The sequence below is a fragment of the Acinetobacter sp. 18QD2AZ41W genome (assembly GCF_009829025.1).
Taxonomy (GTDB): Bacteria; Pseudomonadota; Gammaproteobacteria; order Pseudomonadales; family Moraxellaceae; genus Acinetobacter; species Acinetobacter pseudolwoffii.
On sequence record NZ_WURP01000003.1, the window covers coordinates 197,120 to 211,096 of the forward strand.

Consider the following 13,977-nt stretch of genomic DNA (forward strand, 5'->3'; position numbering starts at 1 on the left):
ATAACGTGTTGGATCAGCCAAACAGCACTGAATATGTGCCTGCATATCTTCAAGTGTAAAATGCCATTTTAAGCCGGTCATATAACGTATTTCATCGATTTGCGTGAGCGCTAAAAATGTGAGTAGATTTTCAACTTTCACTAAGTGTAAGTAGATGCGGTTCTATTTAAGATCAGTGTTGATGTGATGCTCTTTGAGAGCATTTTTTATTTTTAGAAAAGTAATCGACAGATTATAGAATGTCCGACTTTAGAACAAAAATGATTAAAAAAACCACCCCATCTTGCGAGAGGGTGGTGAGTGCGGAGCTATTAAATTTATTGAGCCTGCTGTTCTGCCTGAATCGCGGTTAAGGCGATGGTAAATACAATATCATCGACCAAAGCACCACGAGACAGGTCATTCACCGGTTTGTTCAAGCCTTGCAACATTGGCCCGACACTGACTACATTGGCAGCACGTTGCACAGCTTTATAAGTCGTATTACCCGTATTTAAATCCGGGAAAATAAAGACATTGGCACGTCCGGCCACTTGTGAATCTGGTGCTTTTTGACGGCCAACACTTTCCACCGAGGCAGCATCATATTGTAATGGCCCATCAATTAGCAGGTCAGGACGACGTTCTTTGGCGATTCGTGTTGCTTCAGCCACTTTCTCGACATCGGCACCCATACCTGAAGTTCCGGTAGAGTAAGAAATCATGGCAATCCGCGGGTCAATGCCAAAGGCTTTGGCAGAATCTGCCGATTGAATCGCAATCTCGGCCAGCTGCTCTGCATCTGGATCAGGATTAATCGCACAGTCGCCATAAACATAGACTTCATCTGGCAGCAGCATAAAGAACACAGAAGAAACCAATGAATAATCCGGTGCAGTCTTGATCAGCTGAAAGGCAGGACGTACGGTATTGGCCGTGGTATGTACCGCGCCAGAGACCAGACCATCAACCTGATCCAGCGCCAGCATCATGGTGCCGAGCACCACAGTGTCTTGCAACTGTTCACGCGCTTGCAGTTCGTTGAGTTTGCCTTTACGTAGCTCGACCATCTTGTCGATATAGTTGTCACGAATCAGATCCGGATCCAGAATTTCCAGATCTTCAGGCAATTCGATACCACGAGCTTTTGCCACTTCTAAAACAGATTCGGGATTGGCCAATAAAATACATTGTGCAATGCCACGCGACTGACAGATTGCTGCAGCTTGTATCGTACGTGGTTCATCACCTTCAGGTAATACAATACGTTTTTTGGCCGCAATCGATTTTTGTACCAGTTCATGCCGGAAGGCTGAAGGCGATAGACGTGGCTTATAAGAACCATTCAACATCTGACCGAGCCATTCCGGATTGATGTGACTCGAAACAAAGCGCGTGACCTGATCTGCACGTTCCGTATCATCTACTGGAATTTCATTGCTGAGATTTGTCAGTTTTTGTGCGGTTTCAAAGGTGCTAAGCGGTGTATGTAAAATTGGTAAACCTTGTTTGATGGCGGTCTGGCAAAATTCCAATACGTGATCATTTGGCTGATGATGTTCAGTTAGCACCAAGCCAGCCAAAGGAATACCATTGCTGCTGGCCAGACTGCTGGCCAATAACACATCAATCCGGTCAGATGCACTGATGATCAATTCACCTGCTACAAACTTATGCAATTCATGTTCAATATTGGCCGAAATCAGGCTGCTGTGCTGGACACGGCGCTGTTTCGCTTCGCCTTCATTAATCCAGTAGGCCTGAATATGTGCCGCCAGATCAGATATACGCGGCACACTTAAAGTTTTACTGAAAGGCACCAGTCCAATTACAGGTAACTTTTCTGAACCAATATGTGGATGGGTTTGCTGGATGGCACGAATAAATTGTGTGGTTTCTTCTGCAAGACGTAGATCCGGATCAAGCGTTACAGGAATCTGTGCAGATTCTTCAGGCAGACCTTTGGTTCGCATCAGCAGGATGCCAGACAGGCGGGTTGAACTGGCGCCACCAAAGTTGCGAATCTGGTTTTCAACTTTATCGGCAGTCTGACCTGGCTGCTGGATATTGGCATTGCTGACCACAATCACTTTGGCATCCAAAGCCTGCGCCAGCGAGGCATTCAGATCATCGGCAAAACTGTCCTGAGCATTTGGCAATAGACCTTCGACAATAATCAGGTCATGCTGTCTGGCAATTTGACGATGCAGACGTACCGCTTCTTCCAGCAGTTCATCCTGTTCACCCAGATTAATCTGCTGCAAGACTTTGCTATAACGGATTGGTTCAACAGTTTCACTTTGAGAAATATGACGATACAAAGCCGTAGTACGGTCTTCGACTTCATTCAATTCCTGAGCAAAAGGTTTGAGAAAGCCAGCTTTAACCCCTTGGCATTCCAGTGCATAAATCAGGCCTAAACATGCAGAAGTTAAGCCTACGCCTTCCCCAGTGGGAACCAATAGAATCGTTTTCATAAGTTACGTCAGTCACACAATAATAAAAATCAGTTAAAAAGTGGCCCTGCTTGCTTATGCAAGCGCTACCTCAGCTTCAGACTTTTTTGCGTTTTTTTGCTCCACTTCAAGTTCTACAACGCTATGTACTTCTTGAGCGATACGACCTTCTTCGTCTGTTGGCACTACCCAGATTTGTGGACCTGTACCTGAATCGATACGGCCTTCAGTGCCACGTTTCAGGTCATTATTGGCACTTTTATCCAGGTTGAAGCCGAAGTGGGGCAGATAAGTCATGGTTTTTTCACGGATATAGGCAGAATTTTCGCCAATACCGCCAGTGAAGAACAAGCCATCAATACGTGGCAGACCACAGCTCAGTGCTGCCAGAGATTTGGCTAGACGGTAGCAGAATACTTCAATCGCTAATGCAGCATCTTCATTACCTTGTTCCGATGCTTCAATCAGGGTACGCATGTCATTCGACAAATCAGACAGACCCAACAGACCGCTCTGGCTATTCAGCATCTTGTCAATTTTATAGATATCCCAACCCAGGTTCTTTGCCAGGAAGCTGTGCAGGCTTGGGTCGACATCGCCACTGCGGGTGCCCATGACAATACCTTCAAGCGGGGTTAAGCCCATTGACGTATCTACACTTTTCCCATTCCACACGGCACAGGTCGAGCTGCCATTACCGAGATGTGCTGTTAACCAGCCGCCTTGTTTCAGGCTACCTGCCAGTTCAGAACCACGGTCTGAAACATAAGCATGGCTGGTGCCGTGGAAACCATAACGACGCACACCATGGGCTGTATATAAGAATTTTGGCAGGGCATAGCGATATGCATGTGCTGGCATGCTTTGATGGAATGCGGTATCAAATACTGCTATTTGCGGTAAGTCTGGGAACAAGCGTTTGGTGGCTTCAATGCCAATCAGATGTGCCGGATTGTGTAAGGGCGCAAGCGGCGTTGCTTCACGAATCTTTTCAATAATTTCATCATTGATCAATTCTGCTTTGGTCAGGCTGCCACCATGTACCACACGGTGACCAATCGCATCTGGGCGATAGTTAGCCAGACGCTCCAAACCAACTTCAAGGGCTTTTTTATGATCTGCAAATGGAATATGGATATCGACTGGTTCGTTACCGACAGTCACGCCTTTGATACGAGCATTCTCTGTGCCTAAGTTCTCAGCTAAACCATGAATACGGAAGTTCTGTTCCTCAAGAAGTAATGCAAACTTGATTGAAGAAGAGCCACAATTAATAACTAATACTGATTTAGACACGATTGATTACCCGATTTTTAATTAAAATTCTCGTCCATTGACTTGATCCAGTGATCAGCAAAAAAGCACTAAGCTGAATCAATATTGATGTTTTAACATTTGTTTTTTTTCTGTCCTAGATAGACTTTAGCAGATTAGACTTAAGCATTATCGACCAGACTGACAATAATAACTAAAATTTATCAGTTCATAGTTTTCATTTATAAATAAAATGATGCTGAAAATATAATCAATAAAGCTGCCAAATTCTATTTTCAATGTCGTACTGGAACAGATTGCTTTCAGTTTAGTGCCTAAAACAGCAAATATGACTTATACATACAATTCTATACAGAGATTCATCAATAAAATGACCCAAAGGTTCTGATCCATTTCGGTTTTAATTTTTATATCCATAAAAAATCAGCCTTGCGAACAAAACTGATTTTTAAAGTGATCATCTGAAATAGTTATTGGCGAATCTGACCATCACCAAATACGATCCATTTTTGTGAGGTCAGGCCTTCAAGACCAACCGGACCACGGGCATGAATTTTATCGGTTGAAATTCCGATTTCCGCGCCTAAGCCATATTCAAAACCATCAGCAAAGCGGGTCGAGGCATTGATCATCACCGAACTCGAATCGACACCGGCCAAAAACTCGCGTGCCAGACTGTAATTTTCAGTAATGATCGAATCGGTATGATGTGAGCCATACTGATTAATATGTTCAATCGCTTCTTCTATGCCAGAAACCACTTTGATGGCCAGAATTGGGCCCAGATATTCGGTATACCAGTCTTCTTCAGTGGCCGCAATCACTGCATCAGCAAGAATACGCTGGGTTTCTTTGCAACCACGGAGCTCTACTTTTTTCTCCTGATAAAGTTCTGCGATGCGAGGCAAGAACTCTTCAGCGACTTTTTCATCGACTAGCAAAGTTTCCATGGCATTACACACGCCATAACGATGGGTTTTAGCATTTAAAGCAATGGGTAAGGCTTTTAACAGATCCGCCTGTGCTTCCACATAGATATGGCAATTACCATCTAAATGTTTGATCACCGGGACACGAGCTTCTTCAGTAATGCGTTCGATCAGGCTCTTGCCGCCACGAGGCACAATCACATCGACATATTCGGTCATGGTAATGAGCTGGCCGACTGCAGCACGATCAACGGTATTGATCACTTGTACTGCTGATTCTGGCAGGCCGGAAATTTTCAGCGCATGTTGAATTGCCGCGGCAATCGCCTGATTGGATTCCAGTGCTTCTGAACCGCCACGTAAAATAATCGCATTGCCTGATTTCAGCGCCAGTGAAGCCGCTTCCAGGGTCACGTTGGGACGTGATTCATAAATCATGCCGACCACACCTAAAGGTACACGCATCTTGCCCAGTTGAATGCCAGATGGGCGATAAGCCATATCGCTAATTTCACCAATCGGATCTTTCAGGCCAATCACATCTTTCAGGCCTTCTAACATACCTTTAAAGCGTGCGGGGTTGAGTTCTAAGCGATCAAGCAGGGCACTGTCCAGATTGTTATTATGCGCTTTGGTCATATCTTTCTGGTTGGCAGCCAAAATAGCTGGCTGGCTATTTTCCAAAGCCGTATAAATAGCCGATAGTGCGTTGTTTTTGGTTTGGGTGGACGCACGAGCCAAAATGCGAGAAGCCTGGCGTGCCTGCTGTCCTACCGTTTGCATATATTGTTCAATAGACTCTTGCATAGCGCTTTGATCACTTAGAAATTTCACTTCGATATTAACAGTCTGCTGCCGGACAATGAAGCCCATCTGTTAAAAATCATCCGTTTTCGCGGACTTCTAAACATTTTGAAATTGTTTTCTGTTTAAAAGCAGATAAGTGGTCGCTGAAGCGGTTGCTTGTGAAAAGCCGCTCTGTATAGAATGAAATAAGCGACATTGAAGTCATATATAATTATTAAAGAGCAGGATGCGTGTTCAGGCTCATCGGAATGTGTCTGAAGCATAAGATCTGTTAATCATGACTTGCACAATAAAAATAAGGCAAGGACGGAGGAAAAGGAAAATGAATTCCATTATCCACATGGATGCCCATGTATTGGATTCGCAAAGCCATTATGGTTTTTTTGATCTTTATGATAAGCACAGTTTTAAGCAGCCAGCACGAAGCACCTGGATGGATGGCTGGAAAATCGAATATATGGCGATTGCCCGTCCGGATACCTTGCATCTCAGGCCGATGGTGATCATTGGGGGCGCCTTCCAGAATTTTAATTCCTATAAATATTGTGTCGAACAGCTCTTCGCTGCCGGCCCGATCATTCTGATTGACTTGCCTTCGATGGGAGCCAACCAGCAGATCAGCAATGTGGATACTGGTCTGTCGGCTGGAACTCTGGAGCTTGAAGACCTTGCTGCCATGCTGGGGCAATGGCTGGAGCAGATGCAACTTCCTCAAGTTTCAATTTTAGGCATGTCCTTAGGCTCAGTAGTCGCCTCCTGTCTGGCAGACCAGCGCCCTGAACTGGTGGATCGGATGATCCTGATGGGCGTAATGCAGAAAACCCGCAAAAGCTGGCGCATGCTATTGGAAGAATCCTTGCATCTGATGAAAGAACAGCGCATGGATGAATTTGGTCAGGCGGTCATTTTATATCTGGTCAATCATGCCCGTCTCAAAGAAACCCGCATGTCACCAACAGCAAAGCGCTTATTCTTCAAGCAGATGTCAGAATTCACGGTGACCGAACAAGAGCGTTATGATATTAACTGCAACCGTCTATTGCGTCTGACCCACGTGCCGATTCCACAGTGCAAGGTTCTGGTGGCCTGTGGTCAATATGACAGTTTTACCTTGCCACATGAGAATGCCAATTTTGCCCTGCAATGTCCAAATATGCAGTATGTACAAATTGCCGGTGCTGACCATGTGCCTCAGTTGCAGCGCAGGAAAGAAACTATGCATCTGTTTGCCACCTTCTTGCGTGATGAAGCAGTCGAGCAGTTGCCGGGAATTATTCCGTTTAGCCGTGAACAGATGCAGCAGATTGAACGGCGCGGTGAAGAACGGATTTGTGTGCAACAGCCACAACGTTATTTGAGTCATCGTCATTCGGATCTGCTGTTGAATGTAGAAATTATCGACATGAATTTCTTTGGAGTATTGCTGGAGTTAGACGCAGGACAGACAGAGTGTGCCGCAGCTTATCCGCGTGATCTGGCCTTGCATCTGGAAGATGAAAACGGCGAGTTCAAGATCGAATGTCTGATCTTTGAACAGGATGAGACTCAAGTGCGGGCCCTGTTTAAACATGGCAGTTTTGAAGTGGCAGAACGTTTATTGGCTTTTGTGCAACAACAGAAAATCCTTCAGCAAGAAGACGCTTTCGATGCAGTGATTTAATCGGGGCTTAATAAAAAAACAGCGTCATTTAACGCTGTTTTTTTTCACTGCATGAATCATCCAGACCAGATCACCGAGATGTTCATCCTGCTCCGGTGTCAGATTTTGCTGACGAGGCTCGGCAAAATAACGTTGCGGTTGTTGTACCTCAACCTGATTGAAACCGGCATCTTGAAAAAAGTGCTGTAATTCTTGGGGGGTTTTAAAATGAAAGGTAAATGCACTGCGTGACATGAATTTAAGCAGACGGCTACAGCTCCAAATAAAATTCGCCAATTTATTTTTGACGGGTTCCGGGTAAATGTCGCTAAGGTAATGCAAGGCTGGAAAATGTCGTGCATTCTCTGCAATACCTTGCAACAGAATACGCAACATGCGTTGATCAAAGTAATTAATCAGTCCTTCGCTAATGACCACTAAGGGCTGGTTGCGGTCAAACATCTGAAAAATACAGTCCAACTCTTCACTAAAAATATCGGCAGTCAGGACTTCAGGAGCATACTGATCGATTTGCTGTAAAGCCTGAGTCTTGATCTTGGCCATATCGGGAAGATCCAGTTCACGATAATTAATTTCTGGAAATTTCTGTCTGAAATTCCAGCTACGTGGAGATAGTCCACAGGCAATTTCAAGAACCTGAAGCTGGGGATATTGCTCAAGCAGTTGACACAAATGCTCATCAATCATCTGATGGCGCTGCTTCAGTGTCGTACGCATACTACCGCCGACATAACGCTCTGCCCAGGACTCAAGTGGGTGAAGCAGTTTGGCCAGAATTTTACCTTTAGTGGTCGCAAAGGCTGGATGCGAGATCCCCATTTGATACCAGATATAGCCGGTATAGTGCGCAGTAAATGAAATATGGCGATGTTGTGAAAGTGTTTCTGTCATATCGTTCTTACCTTATTTTTATTTTTAAGTTAATTACATAATAGTGTAACCTTTTCATTACTATAATTAAAAAGGAACACTTTGTCGTGTTCCTTTTTTTGTGTTGACTGGATTAAAAAAGCTTTAGCTCATCTGCTGTTTGAATGCCAGTATTTCGTCACGGATATTGCGCCATGCTTCTCCCAGATCAAGCTCTGCACCAATCTGGATGTTTGGGATGTTGCCGCGCATGCGTTCCAGACGTTGCTGGTTCGGGAGAGGTAGATCCTTAATCCCTTCCAGTGCAATGCATTGTGCTGCACGGTCATTGCAGACTAGACCCATGTCACAACCGGCTTTAAGGGCGGCCTGAATTCGGGCATCGGCATCGCCTGCAACACAGGCAGCCTGCATGCTTAAATCATCCGAGAACAGGACGCCGTCAAAGCCGAGCTCCTGACGCAAAACTTTCTGAATCCAGAATTCCGAGAAACCTGCCGGATTGGGATCCACTTGGCTATAGATAACATGAGCCGGCATTAAAGCATCCAGCTGTGGTTGTAACTGGATAAAGGTTTGCATGTCTTTTTGCTGGATCTCTGCGTAGGAACGCGTATCAATTGCTGCAGCAACATGCGAATCTGCTTTGACCGAGCCATGACCCGGGAAATGTTTCCCAGTTGACGCCATTCCTGCACGTTTCATCCCTTTTAAAAATGCGCTGGCCAGTGGAATAATATCTGAAATATTTCTGGCAAAGCTTCGGTCACCAATCACATCACTGATGTCGTTTAAATCCAGCACCGGCGCAAAACTGAAATCAATCCCGACAGCCAGTACTTCAATCGCCATCAGCCAGCCGCATTTTTCGGCCAAATCTAAAGCACGCTGCGAATCATGAGCATACAGTTCGCCAAATTTCCCCATCGCAGGGAGCAGGGTAAAGCCCTGTCTTAAGCGCTGCACACGTCCACCTTCCTGATCGACTGCAATCAAAATATCAGGACGAATCTGGCGCATGTGATCGGTTAAGGCACGGACTTGAGCCGCAGATTCGATGTTACGTCCAAATAAAATGACTCCACCGACTTGCGGCGCACTTAATAGTTCAATATCTTCTTGAGTCAGGGTTGTGCCTGCGATGTCGAGCATCAATGCGCCAATCATATGCGGAATCCGTTTTAGAATTTTTCCGGGAAACAATACCTGATTTCTGCAATGATTTGCTACACTTTGTCAGCACAGAATATGATAAAACTACACGACATAAACATATTAAGTTGTTTAAGATGCTGAATACTTTAAATTCTGGTCGAAAAGCAACACGGTCACATTGGTCTCTAGGCCAAGGAAGTACGAATTATTTATGAAATTTCAAACGATAGCTTGCGCCGTTGCGATTGCGACAGGTGGCTTCTTTTTTACCCATGTCGTGAATGATGCGATTGCAGCCAATAGTGCAGAAGTGGTCAGCAAAGCCATTCAGCCATCTCAAGAACAGGCGTTAGTATCACGTCAACTGGCGACGCTGGTGGATCGTCAGCACTATTTGAATATGCGTCTGGATGCCCAGACTTCGCAGCGTATTTTCGATTTCTATATCGATAGTCTGGATCCGGAACATAGCTTATTTCTGGCACCAGAAGTTGAAAATTACAAGAAACGTTATGGGGCCAATTTTGGTGCTCACCTGAAAGCTGGCAATTTGTCGGGTTCTTATGAAATCCATGCGCAATATCGTCAGCGCCTGACCCAGTTCTATACTTATATGCTGGATGAGCTGAAAAAACCGCAGAACCTGAATCAGCCAAATGTCTATATCGAAACGGATCGTGAAAAAGCACCATTCTTTAAAACTGAGGCTGAACAGCGCGCGCACTGGTCAAAAATGCTGGTGTCCCAGCTGATCAATCTGACCATCAGTAAAGAAGAAGAACAGGCCAAACAGAAAGCACTGAAGGCCAATCCAGAACTGGCCAATGGACAAGACCTTACCGGTCCTGAAGATCTGACGCCTGCACAAACCTTGACCAAGCGTTATACCCGTCAGCTGGAACGTGTCAGCCGGATCAAGAGTGATGATGTGCTCGACAAGACCTTGAATGCGATGATGCTGACCTATGATCCGCATAGTAATTATTTCCCGCCTGTAGATGCGATGGAGCTGAATCGTCAGACCACTTTGCAGCTCGAAGGGGTCGGGGTCTCGATTCGTCCTGAACGTGGCAATGAAGATTACACCAAGATTGAAACCATTGTCGAAGGTGGTCCTGCGAGTAAATCCGGTCAGGTGAAATCGGGTGATCGCATCATTGGTGTAGCCCAGGATGGCGAACAGATGGTCGATGTGATTGGCTGGCCAAGCAATGAAATTGTTGGTCTGATTCGCGGCAAGCGTGGCACTAAAGTCACTCTACGTTTACTCGGTGCAGGCGCGACCATGGGGCAGGCACGTAACGTGACCATTACCCGTGATGTGATTCAGGAAGAAGATGCCGGTGTGCGTACGCGTGTTGTCGACATTCAGCGCGATGGCAAGAAATATCAATATGGTGTGATTGAAATCCCGTCGTTCTACCTGAACTATCGTGCACGTCGTGCCGGTACAGATTATCGTTCAGTCTCTGAAGATACCAATAAGGCTTTAAAAGAACTGGCGGCCAAAAATGTTGCCGGGATTATTGTCGATTTGCGTAATAACCCGGGTGGCTCACTAGAAGAAGTGGCACGTATGTTGGGGCAGGTGATTAAATCTGGCCCAGTGGTGCAGATTCGTGATGGTAATGGCAATGTTAGCGTCTTTGAAGATGATGATGGCGGTGCACAAACCTATGCGGGTCCTTTGGCAGTAATGATCAATCTGGCCTCTGCCTCGGCCAGCGAAATTTACTCCGCAGCGATTCAGGATTATGAACGTGGGATTGTGATCGGCAGTACCACCACTGGTAAGGGTACGGCGCAGGTGCAACTGGATAGCTTGGCCCATGGTCAGGCGACACTGACACAGCGTAAATTCTACCGGGTGACTGGTGGTAGTACCCAGAATAAAGGGGTTGTGCCAGACATTAAACTGGTCGATATTTATAATGAAGAGTTTGGTGAGCGTAAGGCTAAAAATGCCTTGCAGTGGGATACCATTCCAACCGCACCGTTTAAACGTGAAGGTGCAGTACAGAAATATGTACCTGAATTGGCTAAACTTTCTCAGCAACGGGTCGTGCTGGATTCTCAGTTCAAGTATCTGGAACAGCGTAAGGCGGTGATGAAAAAAGCCGAGGAAGAAAAGCGTCAGGTACTGGACTTGCAACAGCGTAAAGCAGAGTTGATTGCCATGGAGCAAAAAACGCTGGAGGCAGAAAATACCCGCCGTATGGCTACAGGTCTTAAACCTTATCCGAACTGGGAAACTTATCAGGCTTCAATGGATGCACTGATTGAAACCCGTGCCAAAATGAAAGCCAAAGAGCGTCCGGCGCTTCCTGAAGAAGAAGCCTTTGTGATCGAAGCTGCACATGTGTTGCTGGATTATGCCAAGTTACAGGCCAAACAGTAACTTTTAAGCATGTCCATTTAAGTATCTAAGGATCTAAAAAAATAGCCTGTTTCGACAGGCTATTTTTTTATGATATCCGGCTATTTAAAAATCAGAATAAATTTTTCACATGAATTGCTAGCTGTCTAAATAAAAAGAAAAAAATTGTGACGGTGGTCGAATAAATAAACTGGAAAAATAGATTTAAACATTTGCTAAAATTTTCAAGACTCATAAGATAGAAGTCATATTTTATGCTGATGCTCATCATGATTTCAGAATCTGTTCTCGACCCTGAATTAAAAAAATATAAATTCTAATTTTATTTAAAACCAGAGGCTTTGCACAGCGACACATGTGCATTGCTTGTCAACTTTACGATTCTGACGGCTTTAAACTTGACCAGGTGGAAATAGAAATACACGTGAGGGGAATAATAACAATGATGACCAATACGGAACATTTTATATGATCCCTATTCAGCATGATATCAGTCTGGTCATCGGATCAACTCTCTTTGCTTTCGTCGCTGGCTATTTTTTGATGCCGATTCAAAAAATATGGTGGCGTGAGTCGCGAAGAAAATTTGCAACACTCATGCTATTTGCAACGGCCGCATTACTGGGGCTATTGATCTGGTCGATCCATTTCATTGGGATGACAGCAATTCATTTAAGTCATGTCTATCATTTTGATTTCAGCTGGATGTTGCTCTCTTATTTGAGTGTCTTTACGGCTTCTATTTTTACCCTCTGCTTAATGATCCAAAGCATCTGGTCATTTTCCCGAGTGGCTCTCGCGATCGTGGTGATGAGTCTCGGGGTCTCAGCCATGCACTATACAAGTAGTCTTAGGGCCAACTTTGAGAGAACAGAGATTACGCCAATCACAGAATCTTCACATGCGACTTATGATCTGTTGTTCGCGGTTGTGTTAATCAGTGCTCTGTTACTGATTGCCATGATTCGTCTGGTTCTCTCAGAATTGCGTCTGGCATCTCTGAATCGCCAACTGCGATGGGCCAATAAAGAGCTCGAAAATCAAAATATCCAGGATAATCTCACCAAATTACCCAACCGTTTATACCTGGCTGAATACGCAGATATCTTGTTTTCCAAGCAACAACATCAGCAGGAAATTGCCTTTTTATATATTGATCTGGATCGTTTTAAGGCGGTGAATGATGTGTTTGGTCATCAGGTCGGAGACCAGTTGCTGATTCAACTGACTGCGCGTATTCATCAGTTATGGGGTGACCGTTCCAAGCTGCTTAGAATTGGTGGCGATGAGTTCCTGATGGTGCTGGAAAACACGTCCGTCAGCAAAGCTTCAGAAATGTCAGAGCAGATTCTAAATCTGATTCAGGACAGCTTCCTGATTGATGGCAAAACCATTAATATTTCGGGCAGTATCGGAATCGCGATGTATCCGGAGCATGGCAAAAATCTGCAAGATTTACTGGTGAATGCCGATGCAGCAATGCTCAGTTCTAAATATCAGGGCCGCAATACCTATTCAGTCTTTAATTTTTCTTCTGATCAGCATGAATCCAAGAGCCAGAGCAAGCTGATTAATGATCTGTATAAAGCAGTTGAAGATCAGCAATTTGTACTGTTTTATCAGCCTAAATTTACCAGTGAACGAAAAATTTGTGGGGTAGAAGCCCTGATTCGCTGGCAGCATCCATTACATGGGTTACTGGGTCCCAATATGTTTATTCATGGCGCTGAGAAAACTGGGCTTATTATTCAGATGGGCTATTGGGCACTGGAGCAGGCTTGCAAACAGATCCAACTCTGGGAAAAAAATAATACTGACTTTTTCCCGATTGCCGTGAATTTGTCTGCGGTGCAGTTTGAGCATAAGCATCTATTAGCTAATCTGCAAAACCTGTTTAAACGCTATAAGATCAATCCGCAGCACTTGATGATCGAGATTACTGAATCGACCGCCATGCATTATATCGATGCCAGTATTCGTACCCTTGAACAATTACGTAATATCGGTATCCAGCTGGCGATTGATGATTTTGGAACCGGACATTCCAGCTTCTTATATCTAAAAAATCTGCCCGTGGATGAACTGAAAATTGATAAAGAGTTTATTCAGGATCTTAGCGTCGGCTCTAAAGAAGAAATGATTCTGGAAAGCATTATTCGGCTGGCGATTAAACTGGGTTTAAAAGTGACCGCTGAAGGCATAGAAACCACGCTGCAAGCAGATATTTTGACTCGACTCGGTTGTCAGCAATTACAAGGTTATTTGCTGGCAAAGCCGATGCCAGTCGAGTCATTGGAAACACAGGATTTCCTATCTTAATTTGAATTTTTATACGCTACTAATACGGTACTAAAGAGTACGGTGGACCTATATTTAGCGTTATTCAGCAGGCCAGTTGAATGACACAAACTCCCATATTTAAGCTTCATAACCGTATTATTTCCGACTCAATCTGGGCTGAAAAATCCA

General features: G+C 44.8%; 8 protein-coding genes. 3 read left to right on the plus strand and 5 right to left on the minus strand.

Annotated elements, in window-relative coordinates; translation table 11 throughout:
• Positions 1–317: 317 nt before the first annotated feature.
• The 3 genes from pta to GVV58_RS06840 all read right to left on the minus strand — a co-directional run bounded on the left by pta (position 318) and on the right by GVV58_RS06840 (position 5,446).
• Positions 318–2,456: a phosphate acetyltransferase gene (pta, locus tag GVV58_RS06830; protein ID WP_005172751.1), complete on the minus strand. Its 2,139-nt coding sequence runs from the start codon at positions 2,454–2,456 to the stop codon at positions 318–320.
• A 54-nt stretch (positions 2,457–2,510) separates the two neighbouring features.
• On the minus strand, positions 2,511–3,731 hold the full coding sequence (locus GVV58_RS06835; protein ID WP_005172750.1) for an acetate kinase: 1,221 nt from the start codon (positions 3,729–3,731) through the stop codon (positions 2,511–2,513).
• Positions 3,732–4,180: 449 nt separating this feature from the next.
• On the minus strand, positions 4,181–5,446 hold the full coding sequence (locus GVV58_RS06840; protein ID WP_034609142.1) for a glutamate-5-semialdehyde dehydrogenase: 1,266 nt from the start codon (positions 5,444–5,446) through the stop codon (positions 4,181–4,183).
• Between the two features lie 322 nt (positions 5,447–5,768).
• On the opposite strand from GVV58_RS06840, the gene GVV58_RS06845 reads away from it, so the two are divergent.
• Entirely contained in the window at positions 5,769–7,106 is a 1,338-nt protein-coding gene (locus tag GVV58_RS06845; RefSeq protein ID WP_005172747.1) for an alpha/beta hydrolase, read from the plus strand.
• Positions 7,107–7,130: 24 nt separating this feature from the next.
• On the opposite strand, the gene GVV58_RS06850 is transcribed toward GVV58_RS06845, so the two are convergent.
• Both GVV58_RS06850 and nagZ read right to left on the minus strand, forming a co-directional pair.
• Positions 7,131–7,997 carry a class I SAM-dependent methyltransferase gene (locus GVV58_RS06850; protein WP_159516225.1) on the minus strand — a complete coding sequence of 289 codons (867 nt, stop codon included), beginning with the start codon at positions 7,995–7,997 and terminating at the stop codon, positions 7,131–7,133.
• A gap of 123 nt (positions 7,998–8,120) precedes the next feature.
• Entirely contained in the window at positions 8,121–9,143 is a 1,023-nt protein-coding gene (nagZ, locus tag GVV58_RS06855; RefSeq protein WP_159516226.1) for a beta-N-acetylhexosaminidase, read from the minus strand.
• 199 nt (positions 9,144–9,342) lie between these two features.
• Here nagZ and GVV58_RS06860 point away from each other — a divergent pair, with 199 nt between their 5' ends.
• Positions 9,343–11,529, plus strand: a complete 2,187-nt coding sequence (locus GVV58_RS06860) for a carboxy terminal-processing peptidase (protein ID WP_100329248.1) — start codon at positions 9,343–9,345, stop codon at positions 11,527–11,529.
• Between the two features lie 447 nt (positions 11,530–11,976).
• Entirely contained in the window at positions 11,977–13,827 is a 1,851-nt protein-coding gene (locus GVV58_RS06865) for an EAL domain-containing protein (RefSeq protein WP_159516227.1), read from the plus strand.
• Positions 13,828–13,977: the final 150 nt, after the last annotated feature.